Source organism: Stenotrophomonas sp. AN71 (genome assembly GCF_050435725.1).
Lineage (GTDB): Bacteria > Pseudomonadota > Gammaproteobacteria > Xanthomonadales > Xanthomonadaceae > Stenotrophomonas.
In genome coordinates this window covers 33231-55336 of sequence record NZ_JBNDKU010000014.1, presented here as the reverse complement: position 1 = coordinate 55336, position 22106 = coordinate 33231, and the positions used below count along the sequence as shown (strand labels likewise).

Below are 22106 nucleotides of genomic sequence, written 5' to 3'. Positions count from 1 at the left end.
GGGCTCTGACCCCATGAGGCCGGTCGAGCATGGCTCGACGCTACAAGAGCCGTCTCTGATCGTTTCCACGTCATCCACGCATGGCGTGGATCTACTGGTCACCCCAACGCGATCCGCCGCCCTTCGCGTGCACTGTCCATGCCGGCCTGCAGCAAACGCATCAGCTGCAGCGTCTGCATCGGGCTGACCGTCGCTTCGCCGTCGCCATGCATCGCCGCGGCGAACTGCGTGTACAGCCGCCGGTAGTCCCCCGGCAGGTTGTCGACCGTGCTGCGCTGCACGTTGTCGTCGGCATCGCAACGCACCAGCTCACCGTGCCGCGGGTCGATGCCCCATCCCGGTGCGCCCGGTGCCACACCACGCCGTAGTTGCGCTTCCTGCACATCCAGACCGTGCTTGATCCAGCTGGCGCGGCTGCCATGTACGCTGAAGTGCGGTGTCTGTGCCGCCACCAGCGAGCCGGAATGCACGATCGCGCGATGTCGCGGGTAATGCAGCACCGCATGGAAGTAATCGATGCCGCTGCCGCCTTCGCGCTGCACGGCAAGGTCGGCGTCGATTGCCTGCGGCCAGCCGAACAGCACCAGCATCTGGTCCAGCAGGTGCGGGCCCAGGTCGTACCACAGCCCGCTACCGGGCCCCTCCTGTTCGCGCCAGCGGTCGCGCACCTGCGGCCGGAAACGATCGAAATGCGCGTGGCACTCGGCCACCTCACCCAGCACGCCTTCTGCCAGCAGCGTCTGCAGGGTGAGGAAATCGGCATCGAAGCGCCGGTTCTGGAACACGGTGGCGATGCGCCCGGCGTCGCGTGCCGCGGCCAGCACGGCTTCCGCTTGCGCCACATCCAGCGCGAACGGTTTGTCGACCAGCACGTGCTTGCCCGCCACCAGCGCTGCCGTCGCCAGTGGCGCGTGCTGCGCGTTCGGTGTCGCGATCACTACGGCATCCACCGCCGGATCGTCGAACACGTCCTGCGGTGTGGCGCGCACATGCACATCGCTGAACGTACGCAGCAAGGTGTCACGCTGCGAACTGACGATGCTGTGCAGGGCCAGGCCGGGCGTGTGTCGGATCAGCGGGGCGTGGAAGACGCGGCCGGCGAGGCCGTAGCCGATCAGGGCCAGTTGCAGGTCGGGGCGCATGGCAGGGCTCCGGCAGTGGGAATGGCAGGGTAAACGACGTGGGGTGGCGCGCCAAAACTGAACCGTTGCCGTTGCAGGGGCGGTGATTCACGGCAGCGTGACCGCAGCGCTACGCCTGCTCCACGCGCGCTTGTCCACACTGGCAGCACATTCCGAAGGAGTACGACACGATGAGCAATACCACCCGCACGCTGATTGCTTCTGCCATGACCCTGGGCCTGGCGCTGTCCTCCTCGGCCGCATTCGCCAAGGACCCGGCCGCCAAGAGCCCGCCAACCAGCACCCATCCGGCCACCCACGCCGATCGCCATGATTCCAATGAACCGGTGACCGACACCTGGATCACCACCAAGGTGAAGGCCGACCTGCTGGCCAGCAGCAACGTGCCGGGCACTGAAATCAAGGTGGAAACGGTCAACGGCGTGGTCAGCCTCAGTGGTGCCGTGGCCACCCAGGCCGAGAAGGACAAGGCGGTCACCACCGCCAAGGGCATCAAGGGCGTGACCCGCGTTGATGCCGCTGCACTGAAGGTCAGCGCCGCCGCCAAGCGCTGAACGGGGTGGGCGCCCCTGCATGGGGCGCCCGCTGCCGGGTAGAGGTCGAGATCGCTCGTCCGCCGTGGCGTTCAGCCGAGCGGGGCCCGGCGCTACACATGGGTTCCGTGGCCCGTTCAGCCAATGGGTCGGCAACCCGCCCAGAGTTGTGACCGCCTGCGCTATATTGCCGGTTCCGCCGCAGCCGGGCTCGTCCTGGCCAACGCTTCGCGGCTGTGCTGACGAGGAACTATGGCGCTGGTTTTCAGTGACGACATCTGGGACCGCTGGCGGTTGCCGGCCCTGGCGCTGGCTGCCGCCGCGATCATCGTGGTGCCCTGGTTGACCCTGCGCAAACTGCAGCAGGACAACGAACAGGCAATGGCCTGGGTCAACCATACCCAGGCCGTTGGCGTGGCATTGCAGCAGCTGCAGGCCGATGTGCGCGATGTCGAATCGGCGGCGTTGACGCTGTCCAAGGGCGTGGATGCGCCGGGTCTGCGCGAGCGCATGGCCAAGGCCAATGAGATTCCCGGGCGTTTGGCCGAGCTGGGCCGGATGACCCGTGACAACCCCGATCAGCTGATCCGCATCGGCCGTATCGAGTCGATGCTGGATGGGCGCCTGGCGGTAGCGCGTGAACTGGCAAGGTCCGAGCCGAACAGCGACCAGCGTGAGCTGGTGCAGGACCTGAGCACGCGCTACCCGATCCGCGGCCTGGTGGAGGAACTGCAGGCCAGCGAGCAGAAGCTGCTGACGGTGCGTGCCGAGCAGGCCGCACGCCAGCGCAAGCAGACCGAGCTGGTGTCGTGGACCTCGCTGGTGGTGCAGCTGGCGCTGCTCGGCCTGGTGCTGTGGTTGCTGCAGCGGCAGATCGGCCGCCGCCTGCATGCCGAGCGGCAATCGCTGCGTTCCGCCGCGCGTGCCGCCTCGGTACTGCAGACCGTGCGTGAGCCGATCGTGCTGCTTGACCGCGACCTGCGCGTGCAGCTGCACAACCCCGCGTTCGCCGAACTGTATGGCCTGCAGGACGAACGGGCCGATGGCCTGTTGCTGGAGACCGTCGGCGATGGCGCCTGGCAGGACACGGTGGTCCGCCAGCGGCTGTCCGATGTGCTGCTGCGCGGCCGCGAACTCTGGGACTTCGAGCATGAACAGCGCGGCACCGACGGCATGGTGCGTTACATGCTGCTCAACGCGCGGCGCATGCCGTTGCCCGACACCGATGACGAAGTGGTGCTGATGACCATCAGCGACGTCACCGTGCAGCGCGCCGTGCAGCTGCGCGTGGAAGAGCTGAACCGCCAGCTGGAAGGCAAGGTGGCACAGGTGTCGGAGGTCAACCGCGAGCTGGAGGCATTCAGCTACTCGGTCTCGCATGACCTGCGTGCACCACTGCGCCACGTTGCCGGCTTCTCAGACAAGCTCTCGCGCCACCTCGGCGACGACGCCGATGACAAGAGCCGCCATTACCTGGAGGTGATCTCCAGCTCGGCGCGGCGCATGGCGGCGCTGATCGATGACCTGCTGGTCTACTCGCGGCTGGGGCGCGCGGCGATGCGCCAGCAGGCGGTGGACATGCAGTCGCTGGTGGCCGATACCCGCGCCATGCTCGATGCCAACCTGCAGGCCGAGGGTGAAAGCAGCGGGCATGCGCACCAGGTGGAATGGAGCATCGCGCCGTTGCCGATCGTGGTGGGCGACGAGAACATGATCCGCCAGGTCTGGCTGAACCTGCTTGGCAACGCGGTGAAGTACTCGGGCAACCGCGAGCCGGCAAAGATCCGCGTGGACTACCAGCGGCAGCCCGATGGCGGCCATCAGTTCACGGTCAGCGACAATGGTGCAGGCTTCGACATGGCCTACGCCGGGAAGCTGTTCGGTGTGTTCCAGCGCCTGCACAAGGCCAGCGACTACCCCGGTACCGGCATCGGCCTGGCCAGCGTACGCCGCGTGCTGACCCGCCATGGCGGCCGCATCTGGGCCGAGGCCGAACCGGACGTCGGTGCCACCTTCCACTTCTACCTGCCCCCCGCGATCGACGCGGATAAACAAGGTCCTTCTGCATGACGACTCTGCGCACCATTCTCCTCGCCGAAGACAGCCCGGCCGATGCCGAAATGGCGATCGACGCCCTGGAAGAGGCGCGTCTGGCCAATCCCATCGTGCACGTCGAAGACGGCGTGGAAGTGATGGACTACCTGCTGCGCCGTGGTGCCTTCGCCAACCGCGAGGAAGGCCTGCCAGCGGTGCTGCTGCTGGATATCAAGATGCCGCGCATGGATGGCCTGGAAGTGCTGCGGCAGATCCGCGAGCACGACGAACTCAAGCGCCTGCCGGTGGTGATCCTGTCGTCCTCGCGCGAGGAAAGCGACCTGGCCCGCAGCTGGGACATGGGCGTGAATGCCTACGTGGTCAAGCCGGTGGACGTGGACCAGTTCTTTGGCGCGGTGCAGACCCTGGGCAAGTTCTGGGCGTTGATCAACCAGGCACCGGAACTCGAGTGAGCCCATGCCCTTGACCGGTCCTGCCCTGGGGGCGCTGCGCATCCTGCTGGTGGAAGATTCGCCGGAAGATGCCGAGCTGATGTCCGAGCAGATGCTCGATGCGGGCCTTGAGGCCCGCTTCGAGCGTGTCGAGAGCGAGGCTGAACTGCGCCAGGCACTGGCGGCGTTCCAGCCGGACATCGTGCTGTCCGACCTGAGCATGCCGGGGTTTTCCGGTGATGAGGCGCTGCGCATCGTGCGCGAGACCTTGCCGGAAGTGCCCTTCATCTTCGTCTCCGGCACCATGGGTGAGGAGAACGCGGTGGCGGCGCTGCAGAAGGGCGCCAACGACTACATCATCAAGCACCTGCCGGCACGCCTGCCATCGGCGGTGGCGCGGGCGATCCGTGATGCGCGCAGCGCGGTCGAACGCGCGCGGGTGGAAACCGAACTGATGCGGGCGCAGCGGCTGGAGAGCCTGTCGCTGCTCGCCGCCGGGCTCAGCCACGACCTGCGCAACATCCTGCAGCCGCTGCTGATCATGCCGGACCTGTTGAAGGCGCGCACCGACGATCCGCAACTGCACCACCTGGCCGATGTCATCGCCGAGTGCGGCCGCCGCGGTCATGAGATGGCCGAATCGATGCTGTCGTTCGTGCGCGGTTCGCGCAAGCCCAGCGAACGCATTGCGATCGATGGCCTGTTCGATGCCGTCGCGCTGCTGTTGCGCAGCAACGTGCCCGATGCGGTGCGCCTGGAGCTGCAGGTGCAGGACGACGGGCTGGTGGTCGACGCCAACTACACCGAGCTGCAGCAGGTGATGTTGAACCTCGCGCTCAATGCGATCCAGGCGATGCCCAACGGTGGCCGCCTGAGCCTGACGGCCAGCCATGCCGGCCAGCGCGATGGCGTGGACTGGATGCACATCCGTGTGACCGACGAAGGCATCGGCATGGATGCGGACACGCTGTCGCACCTGTTCAACCCGTTCTTCACCACCAAGGCCGATGGCACCGGGCTGGGGCTGATTTCCTGCAAGCGCATCGTGGAAGGTGCAGGCGGCAGCATCCATGTCAGCAGCCAGCCGGGGCAGGGCACCTGCTTCGAACTGCGGCTGCCGATGCACGAGGCCAGCGATGGCAGCGAGCCGATCGAACAGCTGGTGGCGTTGGGCAGTGGCCAGTCGATCCTGGTGGTCGATGGCGAGGCCACCCGCCTTTCGCTGCTGGGCAATGCGCTGTCCAGCCAGGGCTACCAGCTGCAGCTGGCGTCCGATGGCCCGGCGGCGCTGCGCTGGATGCAGCAGGAAGCGATGCCGGCACTGGTGATCGCCGACGCCGGCTCCAAGCTGTTGCCCGCCAGCCAGTTGCTGGGCGAGATGGCCGCGCTGGGCTATCAAGGCCCGGCGCTGGTGCTGGAGGATGCGGCAGTGCCTGTGCCTGCCGATGCGTTCCCGACCGGCGTGGAGGTGCATGCGCTGCGCAAGCCGCTGCAGATGCAGCAGGTGTTCCGTGCGGTGGCCGAGGCGCTGGGCTGACGTTCCGGTAGTGCCGGCCGCTGGCCGGCAACCGCATGGCTCCCACCGCACGCGGATGCCGGCCAGCGGCCGGCACTACCGGTCCAGCGTTTCCCACGGGAACCGTGGCAGGCTGTCCACCGCCTGTTCCAGCCGCCGCGACCAGTTCTGGTGGATGTCGGCATACAGCGCCGAGTCCGCGCCCAGCCGCAGTTGCTGGCCGATGCGCAGTTCGCCGTCGCGCAGCAGCGCCAGGTCGATCGGCAGGCCCACCGACAGATTGGAGCGGATGGTGGAGTCCAGCGACACGATCGCCGTGCGCGCCGCGTCTTCCAGGCCCGTGGCCGGGCTGAGGATGCGATCGAGGATCGGCTTGCCGTACTTGGATTCACCGATCTGCAGGTAGGGTGTCTCCGGCGAGGCGGCAATGGCGTTGCCCAGCGGGTAGATCATGTACAGCCCAGGCCGCTCGCCGGCGATCTGGCCGCCGAAGATCAGCGTGGCCTGTGTGTTGACCCCATCGTGGCCGTGCTCGCTGTGGCCGCTGTGCACCTGGCTGTCCACCAGCAGCTGGCCGACATACTCGGCAGCTTCGAACAGGTGGGTCATGTCGCGCAGGTTGGGTGTACGCCGTTCGTCGGCATCACGCCCCAGGCGTGACACCAGCAGCTGGGTGGTGGCCAGGTTGCCGGCCGCCATCAGCACGTAGGCGGCCTGGCCGGGGTACTCGAACACGTGCAGCTTGCGATGCACGCGCACATCGTCCAGCGAGGCATTGGTCCGGGTGTCGGCAGCGAACACCAGACCCTGGTCCACCTCGATTCCAACGCAATAGGTCATGTCGGTGCCCTATCATGTGCGTCCCGGATTGTAGACAGGCCGCCGTGACGACGGCATGTCCACGCCCCCATCGCTGCCACCTGAACCGCATGACCACCGTGCTCCTGAGCCTGGGCAGCAATGTCCAGCCCCGCCGCCACCTCCACGCCGCGGTGGCGGCCCTGCGCGAGCGCTTCGGCGCGCTGCAGGTTTCGCCGGCCTACCGCACTGCCGCAGTCGGCTTCGACGGCCCGGCCTTCCTCAACAACGCGGTGGCGATCGAGACCGACCTGCCGCTGCAGGAGCTGGACGACTGGCTGCATGCGCTGGAAGACGCCCATGGCCGCGATCGCAGCGGGCCGCGTTTTTCCGACCGTACGCTGGACATCGATGTGGTGTTCTATGGCGACCTGGTGGTGGAAGGCCCCGGCCACCTGCGCATTCCACGCCCGGAGCTGAAGCACGCCTTCGTGCTGAAGCCGCTGGCCGACATCGCGCCGGACTTCATCGACCCGGTCAGCGGCCAGGATCTGGCCACGCTGTGGCGTGCACACAAGCAGTTTGGCGAGGCATTCGAGGTAGTGGACCTCGAATGATGGAGGTTGCCGGCCGCTGGCCGGCAACACCTCAACTGACCGTACGCCCACCATCCACACGCAGGGTATGACCGGTGACGAAGCTGGCTTCGGTCGCCAGCCAGTACACCGCTTCGGCGATCTCCTCGACCGTGCCGGTCCGTGCCAACGGCGTGCGCGCCAGCAGGGCTTCACGGGCGAAATCGTCCTTGCCCTGCTCCGGCCACAGGATCGCGCCCGGGGCCACCGCATTCACCCGTACCTTCGGCGCCAGCTCCAGCGCCAGCGAACGGGTCGCCATTTCCAGCGCGGCTTTGGCCATGGTGTAGGCGATGTGGTCGCGCATCGGGTCGGTGCCATGCAGGTCGGTCAGGTTGACGATGCAACCGTGCTGGCGACGCAGATACGGCGCGGCCGCCTGTGACAGCAGCAGCGGTGCGCGCGCGTTGACCGCATACAACTCGTCCATCGCCTCGGCGGTGACCTGGCCGAGCGGGGTCGGGAAGAAGTTGGAGGCGTTGTTGACCAGCGCATCCAGACGGCCGAAGTGGGTGACGGCCTGTTCCACCAGGTCGGGCAGGGCATCGGCGTCGCGCAGGTCGGCCTGCAGGGCCAGCACGCTGCCCGGGCGCACGTTGTCGAAATCGAACGCGGTCTGCTGCAGCTCGGCGCTGGAGGTGTTGGCGTGCAGCACCACCGACCAGCCACAGGCGTGGAACTGGCGGGCGATGGCCGCGCCGATCCGGCGTGCGCTGCCAGTGATCAGGACCACGGGGTGGGTGTCGCTCATCGAGGGTCCTCCAAGGCTCGGCTATCCTGTGCACCATTGTCACCGCATTCGAAGACGCCATGCAGCCCACCTTCCCCCTGCCCGAAGCCGATGCCCTGGCCCACAGCGACCAGCTGGCCGCCGCCCTGCGCGCCGAAATTCTTGCGCAGGGCGGGGCGATGCCATTCTCCCGCTTCATGGAGCTGTGCCTGTATACCCCCGGCTGGGGCTACTACAGCGCCGGTGCCAGCAAGTTCGGCGGCAGCGGTGACTTCACCACCGCGCCCGAGCTCGGCAGCCTGTTCGCCGGCAGCGTGGCCAACGCCTTGGCGCCAGTGTTCGCCCAGCTGGGCGCGCAGGCGCGGATGCTGGAGCTGGGGGGGGGCACCGGCGCCTTCGCCGAGGCGGTGCTGCTGCGCCTGGCCGAGCTGGAGGCGTTGCCCACGCGCTACGCCATCCTCGAACCCAGTGCCGACCTGCGCGAGCGCCAGCAGCAGCGCCTGCAGCAGAACCTGCCGGCCGAACTTGCCGCGCGCGTGGACTGGATCGACCGCCCGTTCGAAGAGGACTGGGAAGGCGTGGTGTTCGCCAACGAGGTGATCGACGCGCTGCCGACGCCGCGCTTCCTGATCAGGGACGGCGAGGTCTATGAGGAAACCGTCGAGCTGGATGGCGGCGGCAATTTCATTCGCGGCGCGCAGCCAGCCGACATCCTGCTCAATGGCGCGGTACGCCATATCGAGCGCTACCTGGAGAGGCCCTTCGCCGAGGGCTACCGTTCCGAAGTACTGCCGCAGCTGCCGTACTGGTTGCAGGCGGTGGCCGGTGGCCTGCAGCGTGGCGCCATGTTGTTCGTCGACTATGGCTACAACCGCGGCGAGTTCTACCAGCACGATCGCGACGACGGCACGGTGCGCGCGTTCTACCGCCACCACGTGCACAACGACGTGCACCGCTGGCCAGGCCTGCAGGACATCACTGCGTCGGTGGATTTCACTGCGATGGCCGAGGCCGGCCAGCACGGAGGATTCGAACTGGCCGGCTACTGCAGCCAGGCCAGCTTCCTGCTTGGCAACGGCCTGGACCAGGTGCTGCTGCAGTCCGAGGAGCGTACCGATGAAGTCGGCCGCATCCAGCTGCGTGACCAGGTGAAGAAGCTGACCCTGCCGACCGAGATGGGCGAGCGCTTCCAGGCCATCGGCCTGCAGCGCGGCGTCGACTTCGAGCCGGCCTTTGAACTGGGTGATCTGAGCTGGCGCCTGTGAGCGATGCGTTGCCGCTGATCAAGCCACTACGCCGGCCGTGGCTGTGGAGCGTGCTGTGGGCGTTGGCGGTGCTGCTGGTGATCGTGGTCTGCCTGATCCCACCACCGCCGATCCCGTTGCCGGAAAACAGCGACAAGGGCGAGCACTTCCTTGCCTATTTCATCCTGGCTGGCAGCGCGGTGCAGTTGTTCCGGCGCGGCCGCCCGCTGCTGTGGGTGGGCGTGGGCCTGGTGTTGATGGGGATCGGCATCGAATTCGCGCAAGGTGCGTTGACCGATGACCGCGTGGCCGATCCGATGGACGCGATCGCCAACACGATTGGCGTGCTGGCGGGCATGGCCACGGCGTTGACCCCGTTGCGCGACATCCTGCTGCGCTGGCGCGGGTAACGGCGTGCCAACCAAGGTTGGCACCTACCAGTAGATCCACGCCATGCGTGGATGAATCCCCCGGCGCCGACCAAGGTTGGCACCGGAGCGCAGGGCCGCTGTTACTTCCCCAGCGTCACCTCATCCAGCACCCACATCGCCGGGCGCGTGTCGCCGGTGAAGTTGATGCACAGATCATCGGTACCCTTCGTGCCCTTGGGCAGCGCCGCACGCAGGGTCACGAAGCCGTCGGCATCGGGCGTGGCCGGCAGCGGCACTTCGGCCAGCACCTTGCCGCGGCAGTCGCCGCGACGCACTACCATCTCGCCATGCGCACGCCGGGCCTTCTCGAAGCGGCGCTTGGGCTCGTCGTGGGCCAGCTGGAAGTAGTACGGAATACGCCCCGCACGCACCTCCACGCTGCCGATGCCGTCCAGCTGCGCCTGCGGCCAGCGCCAGCACGGCTGGAAGATGTCCACGTTGAATACGGCGCGGTTGCCTTCGCGCGGACCGTCATCTTCCAGGCGCAGCACCAGGCCCTTCTTGCCCACACAGCTGACCAGCTCATCGCTGCCGCGGCTGAGCAGCGACTGCGCGGTGAACGCGGCGATGGTCGGCTTCGCGGCCAGCATCTGGCCCTGGTAGAACGCGGCGGCCTGCACGGTGGTCGGCAGCGTCCCGGTCAGCGGCTGCTGGTACAGCGGCGACTGCGCAGTCACCGGCTGGCCATCGGTGCTGTAGCGCACTTCATAGCCCAGCGGGTTGGCCAGCGACACGGTCACGGTGTTGGCGGCGCGGTCGTCGCTGTGGTCCACGCCCACTTCGAACGGGGTCTGCGCATAGGCCAGGCCCCAGGCCCGATAGCGCTGCAGCTGCGCAGGCAGGCGCGCGAGGAAATCGCGGAAGTCGCGATGTTCCGGCGTGCTCCAGCCGGTCTCGGCTACCGCGGCCAGGCGCGGGAACAGGTTGTGCTGCAGGCGTGCATAGCTGCGCGTGTGCTCGGTGAACATGTTGGCCTGCAGGCCAAGGATGTGCCCGCGCTTGTCGGCGGCCAGCTCGGCTGGCACCGGCTCGAAGTTGTACAGCTTGCCGAGGTTGACCTGGGTCGGGCGGCCCGGCGGCTCGTTCGGCGAAGCCGTCTGCAGGTAGTCCAGATACAGGTAACCGACCGGCGACATGATCACGTCATGGCCGGCACTGGCAGCGGCGAGGCCACCTTCGGTGCCCTGCCACGACATCACCGTGGCCTGCGGCGGCAGCCCCCCTTCGAGGATTTCATCCCAGCCGATCAGGCGCCGGTCGTGCTCTTCCAGGAAGGTCTCCAGGCGCTTGATGATGTGGCTCTGCATGGCCATCTCATTCTTGATGCCCAGTGCACGCATGCGCTGCTGCACCTGCTTTGAAGCCTCCCACTGGTCCTTGACTGCCTCGTCGCCACCCACATGCACGTACTTGGCCGGGAACAGTTCGATCACTTCTTCCAGTACGTTCTCAAGGAAGGTGACGGTGCCGTCTTCGACGTTGAACAGGTTGGGGAACACGCCCCATTCGCTGATCGGCTTCAGCGGCGTGTTGATCGAACCCAGCTCCGGGTAGGCGGCGATCGCGGCCGTGGCATGGCCCGGTACATCGATTTCCGGAATCACCTGGATATGCAGCCTGGCGGCATAGGCAATCACTTCGCGGATCTGGTCCTGCGTGTAGAAGCCGCAGTACGGATGTTCCTGGCCACTGACCGGATCAATGCCGCCATCGCCGGCCGGCAGACGACAGCTGCCCACTTCGGTCAGCTTCGGGTAGCGCTTGATCTCCATGCGCCAGCCCTGGTCATCGGTCAGGTGCCAATGGAAGGTGTTGAGCTTGTGCGCGGCCATCGCATCGAGCACGTGCTTGATCTCGTCCAGGCTCTGGAAATGTCGTGCCGAGTCGAGCATGAAGCCGCGCCAGGAAAAACGTGGTGCGTCCTGGATCTGCACGGCCGGCAGCACGCCGTTGCTGCCACCGGTGGCGAGCTGGGCGAGGGTGGTCGCGCCGTAGAACAGACCGGTCTCGTTCCCGGCCTGGATCACCACGCCCTGCGCGGTGCTGTCCAGCGTGTAGCTTTCACCGCTGTCGCGGAAGGTGGGCACGATCTCGAAGCGGATGCCGCCGGCCTTGGCCGCAGCCTTGCCCTTGGCCGGCACCAGGCGCGGGCCACCACTGCGTGCCAACAGATCGGCGAACTGGCTGGCAACGCGCTGCGCGGCCTCACCTTCGGCATGCAGCACAGTATCGGCGCGTACGGTGATGCCACTGCCCTGGCCAGGTTGCACGGTGGCCGGGACGGGAATCAGCATCAGATTGCCGGCGTGCGGCTGCGGGCCTGGGGCTTCACTGGCGGGCGTGGGATCGGCGGCGAATGCCGGCAGCGTGGCGAGCAGGCAGCCCAGCAGCAGCGCGCTGCGCATCCTGGCGCGGGAAGGCTTGACCATCGGAACGACTCCTTGGAACGGTGCGTTGAACGCTATACATGAAAAACGCCGGGCCCGGAATGACCCAGGCCCGGCGTGCGTGCACGACTCGGCGATGTTGCCGCCGCTGGATCAGTACTTGAAGCGGAAGTTGAGGTAGTACTGGCGGCCGTTGCTGTAGAACGAGGTCGGGATGGCCGCGGTCTGGTAGTACTTGTAGGTCGGGTTGTTGAGGTTCAGGCCATCCAGGCTGATGCTCAGCCAGTCGGTGGCCTTGTAGCTCAGCGATGCCGACAGCGTGCCGAAGTCATCCTGGTAGTACGGGTTGGTACCGGACAGGCTGATCAGGAACGAGGAACGGCGGGTATAGCTGACGCGGGCGCCGAAGCGCTCGTTCTCGAAGTAGGCACCCACGTTGTAGGTGTTCTTCGAGGTGCCCAGCAGGTTGTGCGAACCATCCGACCAGGTGTGCGAGGTCGTGCCGTTGGCGTAGGTGTAGTTGGCATTGATGCCGAAGTACTCGCCGATCGGCTGTTCGTAGGCCACTTCCACGCCGGTGACCTTGCCGTCGGCATTGATCGGGGTGGAGATCTGGTAGGTCTCAAGCTGGTTGGTCAGTTCGCTGTACAGCTGGCGCGAAACCACGTCGAAGGCGATGTAGTCCTTCAGGTTCATGTGGTACGCGCCCACCGACAGCAGGCCGCGCGGCATGAAGTACCACTCCAGGTTGGCATCCAGGTTGGTGGACAGGGTCGGCTTCAGGTTCGGGTTGCCGCCGCCGCCGGTCTTGTTCAGGTCCGAGCCGTACGAGGAGGCGCCCAGTGCCGAATAGTCCGGCAGGGTCTGGGTCTGCGAAGCGGCCACGCGCAGCACCAGCTTGTCGTCCAGGTCGAACTTGATGTTGGCGCTGGGCAGCACGCGGTTGCGCTTGTTCTGGAAGGCCACGCGTTCCCACATGCCGAACAGGCTGCTGACGTCTGCATCGGCGGCCTTGCTGACGGCGTTGTAGGTGTCGATGTCCTGCTTGATGTTGACGTATCGCAGGCCGACGTTGCCGCTCCACCAGTCACCACGGAAGTTCGCCTGCACGTAGCCGGCGAAGTTCTTTTCCTTCACCCGCCACTCGGCACCGTAGTTGTGGCGGCCGGTCGGGCCATCGTTGCCGGCCAGCCAGGTGGAGTTGTTGGTCACCGCGTCCTTCAGCGCACCCGGGGTGAAGTACCAGATGTTGCGCGGGAACGTGCCGCCGATATCGCCAGCGAAGCCGTTGGGATAGTTGGAAGTGGCGCCGTTCTTCAGTGCGCTCCAGATGTCACCCGGGGTTGCGCCTTCCGGCGACAGCGCTTCGCGCTTGTGGTCGGCGAAACGCAGGCCGAAATCGAGGGAGCTGAGCACGCCGCCGTCGTTGAAGTACTGGTTGAAGTCGACCGTGGCCCACTTCTCCTTGTCTTCGGCGATGACCTGCTGGTTGCCCCAGGTGCCGAAACTGGTCACGCCGTTCGGCGAGAGGTCGCCGCCCAGGTTCCAGTCGATCGGCGAGCCATTGCCGTGCGTGGCCCAGCTGGCGCCGCCGCCGTTGGCCAGGGTGACTTCGGCGATGTACTGGCGCGGGGTCTCGCCGGTGCCCTTGGTGCTGCCGGCCTGGAACTTGGCGGTCAGGCTGTCGTTGATCTGCCAGTCGGCATCGAAGGTGACATAGCTCGACTTGGCCTTCGACTCGCGGTAGATCATGTCGTACACCGCGTAGTTGGTGCCCGGCACGCCCTTGTAGGTGGCGTTGGTCAGCACGCCGTCCTTGACCACATAGCCCGGATCCGGCGCCTGCGACTTGGCGAAGCTGTTGCCGAACATCATGAAGTTGCGGTTGTAGTTGTTGGCCTTCAGTTCTGAGCTGAAACCGTTCAGGCCCAGGGTGAGGCTGTCGCTCGGCTTGAACTGCAGCGAGACCAGGCCACCCTTGCGCTCACGGGTCTGTTCGAACAGGGTCGAACCCAGCAGGCCCGGAACGTTGACGCCGATCAGGTCCGGATTGGTCTTGGCGACCGGATCGCCTGCACCGATCTTGAAGAAGCCGCCCGGGATTTCCTGCGCTTCACGGCGCAGCTCGCGCTTCTGGCTGAAGCCCTGCACCATCACGCCGAAGGTGCCTTCATCGTTCTTGTAGTTGAACAGTGCCGAGTACTGCGGGTCGTTCGACTTGGCCTGGTCCGAGCGCACCATGCCGATCGAGCCTTCAGCGGTGAACTGCTTGGAGAACTCCAGTGGCTTGCGGGTGATGATGTTGACGGTACCGGTGGTGCCGCCGTCCTGCAGCTTGGCCTGCGAGGACTTGTTCACTTCCACCGAGCTGACCAGTTCCGACGGCAGCAGCGAGTAGCTGACGCTGCGGCCGACGTTGTTGCCCTGGCTGAGCACGAACCAGTCGGCCGAGCCGACGGTGTGGCCGTTGATCAGGGTCTGGGTCAGGCTCGGGCTGGTGCCGCGCAGGCTGACACGGTCCGCTTCGTCGAAGCCGCCCTCATCGGCGCTGGAGGAGCTGATGTTCACGCCCGGCAGGCGCTGCAGGGTGTCGGCGACGTTGTGCGCCGGCAGCTTGCCCACGTCCTCGGCGGTGACCACTTCCACGCGCGCATTGGCTTCGCGCTTGGTGTCCAGCGACTTTTCCATCGAACCACGGATGCCCGTGACAGTCACGGTGTCCAGATCGGTGGCGGTCTGGGAAGCCTGCTGCGCGTGTGCACTGAAGGCCAGGCAGCTGACGATGGCAGCCGAAAGCAGGGTCTTGCGGGTATTCATGATGTCTCTCCTCATCACTCGATTGGATGCCAGCGGCGGTGTTGGATTGCGGTTGCGATGACATGCGCGGGGCGGCGGCGAAGTCCCGTGCGTTGGCGTGCCACGTACTGCGTGCTGCGATTGCGTTGAAACCTGTTGCGGTGTCAGGCGGCCGACTGCTGCAGATACCAGCTGGCAGCGCCGACCACGCCCAGCTGGCCGTGCTCGACCACCTTCACCGGGATGCGTGCCAGTGCTTCGCCCATCGGCCCCTTCTGCAGGTAGCGTTCGACGAAGGTGCTGGCGTGCAGGTACTCGCGGATCTGCGGCAGGATGCCGCCGGCCAGGTAGACGCCCCCGTTGGCGCCGTAGAACAGGGCCATATCGCCGATGGTGCTGCCGAGCAGGCCGCAGAACACATCCAGTGCCTGGCGTGCATGCGCATTGGTATCGGCCATGGCGGCGGCGGTCACGGCATCGGGGCTGGCCAGCGTCGGTGCCTGCCCCTGCAGTGCGCACACTGCGCGGTACAGGTTCATCAGGCCCGGGCCGGAGATCGCATGCTCGATCGACACATGCGCGCGGTCACGCTGCATGTGGCGGACGATGGCCATTTCCAGTTCGGTGCTGGCCGCCAGGGTCGGCTGGCCAGCTTCGGTGGGCAGCACCACCGGGCCGTGCGCGGTGGGAATCCACAGCGCGGCGCCGAGGCCGGTGCCGGGACCGACCACCAGGGTCGGGCCACGGGCGGCGGTGTCCGGCCCGCACAGGTGCAGCACGCCACTGGCGTCCACCTGCGCAGCGGCATAGGCCACCGCTTCGAAGTCGTTGACGATGTAGACCCGCTGCAGGCCGACGTCGGCCTCCACCTGGCGGGCCGACAGCGGCCACGGCAGGTTGGCGGTGATCACCGTGCCATCCTCGCGGGCGTAGCCGGCACTGGCGACCACGCAGTGCATGGGCCGCGGGCCTTCGCCGAGAAAGTCGGACAGGATCGCGCTGAGGCCGGCGTGGTCGGCATTGCGGTACTTGCGGTACTCCAGCACCTGCACCGGATGGGCGGCATCACCGCTGGCCTGGACCCGGGCCACGCGCACATGGGTGCCTCCAACGTCGGCGGCCAGGAACGAGGGCGCGACTCGGGACAGGACATGGGCCGGGGCGGGGTGGCTGGCGGTCACGCGGGCTCCTGCTGCAGGTGGGACCGGACCCAAGACCGGGGCCGGCGATTGGGGCGGAGTCTGTAACCGCGCTGACAACGATGTCAACGAGTTCGTGACACTTTCGTTGCTGCGCCGCAACGAATGCGACAGGCGGTAAACGTTTACATGGCGTGAGTGTGAGTTTCACGCGGGAACCGTTGCAGCATGGGCCTCAAGGCCCTGCGCGCATTCAGCACACCACGCTGTGATCGGGTTGCGCAGTGCAGCATGAGGTTTATCGCGCTGCAGTTGGAAGTTGACAAACCGCCGTTGTCCACCGAAAGAATGTGACAACGTTGTTCCCAGCCACTCTCCGACGCCGCCTTCTGCGGCGGTCGCCGCAGGAGCCCTTCCCGATGTCCGCCGTCTCCGCTGCAAGCGTGCGCCCGAACGTGGCCACCTCCATCGCCATCGTCGGCGTGCTGTTCTTCCTGATCGGCTTCTTCACCTGGCTCAATGGCCCACTGATCACCTTCGTCAAGCTCGCTTTCGAACTCAGCGAGGTCGGTGCGTTCCTGGTGCTGATGGTGTTCTACCTGTCCTACTTCTTCCTCGCACTGCCGTCGTCGTGGATCCTGCGCCGCACCGGCATGAAGAAGGGCCTGAGCCTGAGCCTGCTGGTGATGGCTGGCGGTGCTGCGCTGTTCGGCGAATTCGCCACCCAGCGCTGGTATCCGGGTGCACTCGGCGGCCTGTTCGTGATCGGCAGCGGCCTGGCCCTGCTGCAGACTGCGATCAACCCGTACATTTCCATCCTCGGCCCGATCGAGACCGCCGCACGCCGCATCGCGCTGATGGGCATCTGCAACAAGATCGCCGGCATGCTGGCACCGGTGCTGATCGGTACCGTGGTGCTGCATGGCATCGGCGATCTTTCTGCCACGGTGGCCGCCGCCGATGCAGCGACCAAGGCGCAGCTGCTCAACGAATTCGCCGCCAAGATCCACGCGCCGTACCTGGCCATGGCCGGCCTGCTGGTGGTGCTGGCAGTGGCCGTGCTGTTCTCGCCGCTGCCGGAGATCAAGTCCTCCGAAGCCAATGCCACGCCGGTTACGGCCGGTGCCGCCGAGCGCCGCAGCATCTTCCAGTTCCCGCACCTGTGGCTGGGCGTGCTGTGCCTGTTCGTCTATGTGGGTGTGGAGGTGATGGCCGGCGACGCCATCGGTACCTACGGTCACGGCTTCGACCTGCCGCTGGACCAGACCAAGATGTTCACCTCGCTCACCCTGGGCGCGATGCTGGTCGGCTACGTGGTCGGCCTGCTGGTGATTCCCAGCGTGGTCTCGCAGTCGCGCTACCTGACCTTCTCCGCCGTGCTGGGCGTGGTGTTCTGCCTCGGCGCCTGGGCCACCCACGGCTACGTATCGGTGGCCTTCGTGGCCCTGCTGGGCTTCGCCAACGCCATGATGTGGCCGGCGATCTTCCCGCTGGCGATCCGCGGCCTGGGCCGTTTCACCGAGACCGGCTCGGCGCTGCTGGTGATGGGCATCGCCGGCGGCGCGATCATTCCGCAGCTGTTCGCCGTGCTCAAGCAGCACATCGACTTCCAGCTGGTGTTCGTGCTGCTGATGGTGCCCTGCTACCTGTACATCCTGTTCTACTCGGTGATCGGCCACCGCGCCGGCCTGCCGCAGGACAAGGTCTGATCGGCGATGATGGACGGCAGCCAACCCCAGGGAAAACCCATGCGCAGAGCGACCATCAAGGATGTCGCGGAAAAGGCCAAGGTCTCGCTGAAGACGGTCTCGCGGGTGATCAACAACGAGCCCTCGGTGATGCAGGCCACCCGTGCACGGGTGCTGCGTGCCATCGCCGAGCTCGACTACGAGCCCGATCCGTCCGCGCGCAACCTGCGCAGCGGCACCACCTTCGTGATCGGGTTGGTCTACGACAACCCGAACCCGTACCACATCATCGGCGTGCAGAACGGCGTGCTGGCGGCCTGCCGCGAGACCGGGTTCGGCCTGCAGATCCATCCCTGCGATTCCAGCTCGCCGCTGCTGGCCGATGAGCTGGCCGACTGGGTGCAGCGTTCGCGCCTGGCCGGGCTGGTGCTGACCGCGCCGATGTCCGAGCGCCGCGACCTGATCCAGGCGTTGACCGCGCGCGGCATCAAGCTGGTGCGCATCATCGCCGCCACCGAAGACCCGGCCGACGGTGCCTGCGTGTTCGTCGACGACCGCGAGGCCGCCTACGAGATCACCGAGCACCTGATCCAGCTGGGGCACCAGCGCATCGGCTTCCTCTGGGGCGGCATCTCGCACCGCTCGTCGGGCGAACGCTATGCCGGTTACGAGGCTGCGCTGAAGGACTACGGCATGACCGTGGACAAGCATCTGGTGGTGCAGGGTGATTACACCTTCGACGATGGTTTCCGTGGCGCGCGCCGCCTGCTGGCGCTGCGCGAACCGCCTACCGCCATCTTCGGTTCCAACGATGAAATCGCCGCCGGCGTGCTCGCGGCCGCCAAGTCGGGCGGCATGAACGTGCCCTATGACCTGTCCATCGCCGGCTTCGAGGACAGCCCGTTCTCGCGCCAGTCATGGCCGCCGCTGACCACCGCCAAGCAGGCCACCGAGGACATCGCCCGGCATGCCGCGCGCCTGTTGATCGCGCAGCTGCGCAGCGATGCCTACGACGATGCGCCGGCACCGCTGCACAACCAGGGCTTCGTGCCGCAGCTGGTGGTGCGCGGTTCGACCGCGCCGATGCGCCTGGCCGGCGCGCGCCCCCTTCCTTCCGATCCTGCCTGAGCCTGCCATGTCGCTGTCAGACCCCACCGCTACCCTGATGTTCGCCGAGGCCGCTGAAGCGGCCGACGTGGTCGCCCGCCAGTTCTCGCGCAACCACGCCACGATGGAAACCCTGGCCGCCAGCCTGCGCGCCGCACCACCGCCGTTCGTGGTCACCTGCGCACGCGGCAGCTCCGACCATGCCGCCACCTATGGCAAATACCTGCTGGAAACCCAGCTGGGCCTGGTGGTTGCTTCGGCGTCGCCGTCGGTGGGCTCGGTCTATGCCGCACCGCTGCAGTTGCGCGGCGCGTTGTTCATCGTCATTTCGCAGTCGGGCAAGAGTCCGGATCTGCTGCGCAACGCCGAGGCCGCCAAGGCCGCTGGTGCACGCGTGATCGCACTGGTCAACGTCGAGGATTCGCCGCTGGCGCAGCTGGCCGACACGGTCATTCCGCTGCATGCCGGCGCCGAGAAGAGTGTGGCAGCGACCAAGAGCTACCTGGCCTCGCTGGCCGCACTGCTGCAGTTGGCCGCGTACTGGAAGCAGGACAGCAGCCTGCGCGCTGCACTGGATCTGTTGCCGGACGCGATGCGTGAGGCCTGGCAGTGCGATTGGAGCTCGGTGACCGACGGCCTGGTCGACGCCACCAATCTGTTCGTGCTGGGCCGTGGGCTGGGCCTGGGCGCGGCGCAGGAAGCGGCGCTGAAGTTCAAGGAAACCTGCAGCCTGCACGCCGAAGCCTACAGCTCGGCCGAAGTGAAGCATGGCCCGATGGCGCTGGTCGATCGTGGTTTCCCGGTGCTGGCCTTCGCCCAGCCCGACGAGACCGGCGCCGGCACCCGCGCGGTGGTCGATGAGTTCACCGCGCGCGGTGCGCAGGTATGGATGGCCGGTGCCGGCGGTAACCTGCCGGTAGCAGTCGCGCCGCATCCGCTGTGCGCACCGCTGCTGACCGTGCAGAGCTTCTACCGCGCGATCAACGCGCTGGCCCTGCGCCGTGGCTTCAACCCGGATCTGCCGCCGCACCTGAACAAGGTCACGGAGACCGTGTAATGGCAACCGTGCTGCGCAATGCCCGCATCCTCGTGGGCGACGACTTCCGCGATGATCTCGCCGTGCTGATCGAGGACGGTCACATCAGTGCGCTGCTGCCCGACGCTGCGCCGCAGCTGGGCCACGCCGCCGAGCAGGTCGATCTTGGCGGAGGCTGGCTGCTGCCCGGCTTCATCGACGTCCAGGTCAATGGCGGCGGCGGTGCGCTGTTCAACAACACGCCGGACGTGGCCGCGCTGCGCACCATCGCGCAGGCGCACCGCCGCTTCGGCACCACCGCGATGCTGCCCACCCTGATCAGTGATGACGTGGCAGTAATGCGCGAAGCGATCGCAGCGCTGCGCGAAGCGATCGTGCAGGGTGTGCCGGGCGTGATCGGCATCCACCTGGAAGGCCCGTACATCGCACCGGCACGCAAGGGCACCCACGATGCCAGCAAGTTCCGCGTGCCGGATGAAGAAGAGATCGCGCTGGCTGCGTCGCTGGACAACGGTGTGACGCTGCTGACGCTGGCGCCGGAACGCGTGCCGCTGGAGACCATCCGCGCGCTGGTCGAGCGCGGCGTGATCATTGCTGCCGGTCACACTGCAGGCACCTACGAGGAGATCCGTGCGGGTCTGGATGCCGGCGTGCGCGGCTTCACCCATCTGTACAACGCGATGTCGCCGCTGCAGGGCCGCGAGCCCGGTGCGGTGGGCGCCGCGCTGGAAGACCGCGACAGCTGGATCGGCATCATCGTCGATGGCGTGCACGTGCATCCGGCCAGTCTGCGCGTGGCGCTGGCGGCAAAACCGCGCGGCCGCCTGCTGCTGGTCACCGACGCGATGCCGCCGGTCGGTGCCGACGATCCGAGCTACGTGCTGTATGGCGAAACGATCACCGCCATCGATGGCGTGGTGCGCAATGCCGCCGGTTCGCTGGCCGGCTCGGCGCTGGACATGGCTACCGCGGTGCGCAACACCGTGCAGCTGCTCGGCCAACCACTGGCCGAAGCGGCACGCATGGCCTCGACCTACCCGGCCCAGTTCCTCAACGTCGATGACCGCCTGGGCCACATCGCCGAGGGCTACCAGGCTGACCTGGTGCTGCTGGACGATGCGCTGCAGGTGCGTGGCACCTGGATTGCCGGACAGTACGAGGCCGCCTGATGAACGCTACGCCGCCACGCCGGCTGGGCTCGATCGATGCCCTGCGCGGCATCACCGTGGCGGCGATGCTGCTGGTCAACAATCCGGGCGACTGGAGCGCAGTGTTCGCACCGCTGCGCCACTCGGAGTGGAACGGATGCACGCCCACAGACCTGGTGTTCCCGTTCTTCCTGTTCCTGGTGGGCGTGTCGATGGCCTTCAGCGTCGCACCGCGCGCGCTGGACGTGGCGGCGAGACCCGCGCTGGCACGTGGCGTGCTGGAGCGCGCGCTGCGCATCCTGGTGGCCGGTGCGCTGCTGCATCTGCTGATCTGGTGGGCGTTGCATACACACCACTTCCGCATCTGGGGTGTGCTGCAACGGATCGCGGTGTGTGCGGCGCTGGTGGGCGTGCTGGCGGTGCATGCACGGCCGCGCGTGCAGGCCGGCGTACTGGTCACGCTGCTGGTGGGGTACACCGTGCTGCTGCTCGGCACTGGTGATCTGGCGCCGTGGACCAACCCGGCCAGCCGTCTGGATACCACGCTGTTCGCACCGTGGATCTACCAGTGGCATGCCGATACCGGGCTTGGACATGACCCGGAAGGATTGCTGAGCATGCTGGGCGCGCTGGCCAGCACCGTACTGGGCCTGCTGGCCGGTGGGCTTCTGCGCAACGGGCGCTCGGCCGCGTTGGCCGGGCTGGGGGCGGTGACCGCCGTGCTGGGTCTGCTGCTGGCCATCGTGCTGCCGTTGAACAAGCAGCTGTGGACACCCAGTTACGTGCTGTGGACGGGCGGTCTTGCGGCGCTTGCATTGTGGCTGGGTCATCTGTTGATCGACCAGAAGGGCTGGCCGGCGCTGGGCAGGCGCTTCGGGGTCAACGCGATCACCGCCTATCTGGGGGCATCGGTGATGTCGGTGGTGCTGATGGCCAGCGGCGCATGGGGCTGGATCTGGCAGCAGCTTGCGGCGGCCATGCCGGAGGCACTGGAGCTGGCATCGATGCTGCAGGCGCTGGCGTTCGTTGCGCTGTGGTGGGGCGTGGCGTGGTGGCTGGACCGGCGGAAGATCTACCTGAAGATCTGACCCCGCCAGCGAACCGCATCCACGCATGGCGTGGATCTACGCAAGCCGTACGCGAATCGACCGGCGGTGCAGGATCGGTAGATCCAGGCCATGCGTGGATGCTCTTCGCGCTGCGCTGAACGATTTCAGTCATGTGGCGCCCACGTGATGACCGCCTGGTTTCACATTCGAAACGCGACCACGAGCGCATAAATCCACCGGT

18 protein-coding genes are annotated in these 22106 nt (G+C 66.8%); 12 read left to right on the top strand and 6 right to left on the bottom strand.

Annotation, left to right across the window (positions count from 1 at the left end):
* Positions 1–98 precede the first annotated feature (98 nt).
* Positions 99–1142, bottom strand: a complete 1044-nt coding sequence (locus tag ABH900_RS18340; protein ID WP_429624550.1) for an oxidoreductase — start codon at positions 1140–1142, stop codon at positions 99–101.
* A gap of 170 nt (positions 1143–1312) precedes the next feature.
* On the opposite strand from ABH900_RS18340, the gene ABH900_RS18335 reads away from it, so the two are divergent.
* The 4 genes from ABH900_RS18335 (at position 1313) to ABH900_RS18320 (ending at position 5698) form a co-directional block, all read left to right on the top strand.
* Positions 1313–1696 (top strand): BON domain-containing protein, encoded by a 384-nt coding sequence (locus ABH900_RS18335; protein WP_429624549.1) that lies wholly within the window; start codon positions 1313–1315, stop codon positions 1694–1696.
* Positions 1697–1927: 231 nt separating this feature from the next.
* Positions 1928–3745, top strand: coding sequence for a sensor histidine kinase (locus ABH900_RS18330; RefSeq protein ID WP_429624548.1), 1818 nt, complete (start codon positions 1928–1930; stop codon positions 3743–3745).
* Complete coding sequence (locus ABH900_RS18325; protein ID WP_429624547.1) at positions 3742–4182, top strand: response regulator; 441 nt, start codon at positions 3742–3744, stop codon at positions 4180–4182. Before ABH900_RS18330 ends, ABH900_RS18325 begins: the two co-directional genes overlap by 4 nt.
* A gap of 4 nt (positions 4183–4186) precedes the next feature.
* Positions 4187–5698: an ATP-binding protein gene (locus tag ABH900_RS18320; RefSeq protein WP_429624546.1), complete on the top strand. Its 1512-nt coding sequence runs from the start codon at positions 4187–4189 to the stop codon at positions 5696–5698.
* A gap of 75 nt (positions 5699–5773) precedes the next feature.
* Here the strand turns inward: ABH900_RS18320 and ABH900_RS18315 are convergent, their stop codons facing one another.
* Positions 5774–6517, bottom strand: a complete 744-nt coding sequence (locus tag ABH900_RS18315) for a 20S proteasome subunit A/B (protein ID WP_429624545.1) — start codon at positions 6515–6517, stop codon at positions 5774–5776.
* An 89-nt stretch (positions 6518–6606) separates the two neighbouring features.
* Between ABH900_RS18315 and folK the strand changes: the two genes are divergently transcribed.
* Positions 6607–7092, top strand: a complete 486-nt coding sequence (gene folK, locus ABH900_RS18310) for a 2-amino-4-hydroxy-6-hydroxymethyldihydropteridine diphosphokinase (protein WP_429624544.1) — start codon at positions 6607–6609, stop codon at positions 7090–7092.
* 31 nt (positions 7093–7123) lie between these two features.
* Here folK and ABH900_RS18305 read toward each other — a convergent pair whose 3' ends face one another.
* Positions 7124–7861 (bottom strand): pteridine reductase, encoded by a 738-nt coding sequence (locus ABH900_RS18305; protein ID WP_429624543.1) that lies wholly within the window; start codon positions 7859–7861, stop codon positions 7124–7126.
* 59 nt (positions 7862–7920) lie between these two features.
* Here ABH900_RS18305 and ABH900_RS18300 point away from each other — a divergent pair, with 59 nt between their 5' ends.
* Positions 7921–9105, top strand: a complete 1185-nt coding sequence (locus tag ABH900_RS18300) for a class I SAM-dependent methyltransferase (protein ID WP_429624542.1) — start codon at positions 7921–7923, stop codon at positions 9103–9105.
* Complete coding sequence (locus ABH900_RS18295; protein ID WP_429624541.1) at positions 9102–9494, top strand: VanZ family protein; 393 nt, start codon at positions 9102–9104, stop codon at positions 9492–9494. Before ABH900_RS18300 ends, ABH900_RS18295 begins: the two co-directional genes overlap by 4 nt.
* Positions 9495–9595: 101 nt before the next feature.
* Here ABH900_RS18295 and ABH900_RS18290 read toward each other — a convergent pair whose 3' ends face one another.
* The 3 genes from ABH900_RS18290 to ABH900_RS18280 form a co-directional block, all read right to left on the bottom strand.
* A complete protein-coding gene (locus ABH900_RS18290; protein WP_429624540.1) occupies positions 9596–11944 on the bottom strand; it encodes a beta-N-acetylhexosaminidase in 2349 nt (782 codons plus the stop codon).
* A 111-nt stretch (positions 11945–12055) separates the two neighbouring features.
* A complete protein-coding gene (locus ABH900_RS18285; RefSeq protein WP_429624539.1) occupies positions 12056–14719 on the bottom strand; it encodes a TonB-dependent receptor in 2664 nt (887 codons plus the stop codon).
* Between the two features lie 143 nt (positions 14720–14862).
* Entirely contained in the window at positions 14863–15879 is a 1017-nt protein-coding gene (locus tag ABH900_RS18280; protein ID WP_429624538.1) for a glucokinase family protein, read from the bottom strand.
* 377 nt (positions 15880–16256) lie between these two features.
* Between ABH900_RS18280 and ABH900_RS18275 the strand changes: the two genes are divergently transcribed.
* From ABH900_RS18275 to ABH900_RS18255, 5 genes are read left to right on the top strand one after another with little or no spacing between them, the layout of a single operon-like run.
* Positions 16257–17546 carry a sugar MFS transporter gene (locus ABH900_RS18275; protein WP_429624537.1) on the top strand — a complete coding sequence of 430 codons (1290 nt, stop codon included), beginning with the start codon at positions 16257–16259 and terminating at the stop codon, positions 17544–17546.
* A 39-nt stretch (positions 17547–17585) separates the two neighbouring features.
* Positions 17586–18653, top strand: coding sequence for a LacI family DNA-binding transcriptional regulator (locus tag ABH900_RS18270; RefSeq protein WP_429624536.1), 1068 nt, complete (start codon positions 17586–17588; stop codon positions 18651–18653).
* A 7-nt stretch (positions 18654–18660) separates the two neighbouring features.
* On the top strand, positions 18661–19689 hold the full coding sequence (locus ABH900_RS18265) for an SIS domain-containing protein (protein ID WP_429624535.1): 1029 nt from the start codon (positions 18661–18663) through the stop codon (positions 19687–19689).
* Positions 19689–20837 carry an N-acetylglucosamine-6-phosphate deacetylase gene (nagA, locus tag ABH900_RS18260; RefSeq protein WP_429624534.1) on the top strand — a complete coding sequence of 383 codons (1149 nt, stop codon included), beginning with the start codon at positions 19689–19691 and terminating at the stop codon, positions 20835–20837. The genes ABH900_RS18265 and nagA overlap by 1 nt, the downstream gene beginning before the upstream one ends.
* Positions 20837–21904, top strand: a complete 1068-nt coding sequence (locus ABH900_RS18255; protein ID WP_429624533.1) for an acyltransferase family protein — start codon at positions 20837–20839, stop codon at positions 21902–21904. Before nagA ends, ABH900_RS18255 begins: the two co-directional genes overlap by 1 nt.
* Positions 21905–22106 lie beyond the last annotated feature (202 nt).

Bases quoted from the DNA above. Each gene is read 5' to 3' on its own strand.
- ABH900_RS18335 (WP_429624549.1), top strand. From the start codon at position 1,313: ATGAGCAATACCACCCGCACGCTGATTGCTTCTGCCATGACCCTGGGC.
- ABH900_RS18330 (WP_429624548.1), top strand. From the start codon at position 1,928: ATGGCGCTGGTTTTCAGTGACGACATCTGGGACCGCTGGCGGTTGCCG.
- ABH900_RS18255 (WP_429624533.1), top strand. From the start codon at position 20,837: ATGAACGCTACGCCGCCACGCCGGCTGGGCTCGATCGATGCCCTGCGC.
- ABH900_RS18300 (WP_429624542.1), top strand. From the start codon at position 7,921: ATGCAGCCCACCTTCCCCCTGCCCGAAGCCGATGCCCTGGCCCACAGC.
- ABH900_RS18290 (WP_429624540.1), bottom strand. From the start codon at position 11,944: ATGGTCAAGCCTTCCCGCGCCAGGATGCGCAGCGCGCTGCTGCTGGGC.
- nagA (WP_429624534.1), top strand. From the start codon at position 19,689: ATGGCAACCGTGCTGCGCAATGCCCGCATCCTCGTGGGCGACGACTTC.
- ABH900_RS18270 (WP_429624536.1), top strand. From the start codon at position 17,586: ATGCGCAGAGCGACCATCAAGGATGTCGCGGAAAAGGCCAAGGTCTCG.
- ABH900_RS18315 (WP_429624545.1), bottom strand. From the start codon at position 6,517: ATGACCTATTGCGTTGGAATCGAGGTGGACCAGGGTCTGGTGTTCGCT.
- ABH900_RS18275 (WP_429624537.1), top strand. From the start codon at position 16,257: ATGTCCGCCGTCTCCGCTGCAAGCGTGCGCCCGAACGTGGCCACCTCC.
- ABH900_RS18340 (WP_429624550.1), bottom strand. From the start codon at position 1,142: ATGCGCCCCGACCTGCAACTGGCCCTGATCGGCTACGGCCTCGCCGGC.
- ABH900_RS18285 (WP_429624539.1), bottom strand. From the start codon at position 14,719: ATGAATACCCGCAAGACCCTGCTTTCGGCTGCCATCGTCAGCTGCCTG.
- ABH900_RS18320 (WP_429624546.1), top strand. From the start codon at position 4,187: ATGCCCTTGACCGGTCCTGCCCTGGGGGCGCTGCGCATCCTGCTGGTG.
- ABH900_RS18305 (WP_429624543.1), bottom strand. From the start codon at position 7,861: ATGAGCGACACCCACCCCGTGGTCCTGATCACTGGCAGCGCACGCCGG.
- folK (WP_429624544.1), top strand. From the start codon at position 6,607: ATGACCACCGTGCTCCTGAGCCTGGGCAGCAATGTCCAGCCCCGCCGC.
- ABH900_RS18325 (WP_429624547.1), top strand. From the start codon at position 3,742: ATGACGACTCTGCGCACCATTCTCCTCGCCGAAGACAGCCCGGCCGAT.
- ABH900_RS18265 (WP_429624535.1), top strand. From the start codon at position 18,661: ATGTCGCTGTCAGACCCCACCGCTACCCTGATGTTCGCCGAGGCCGCT.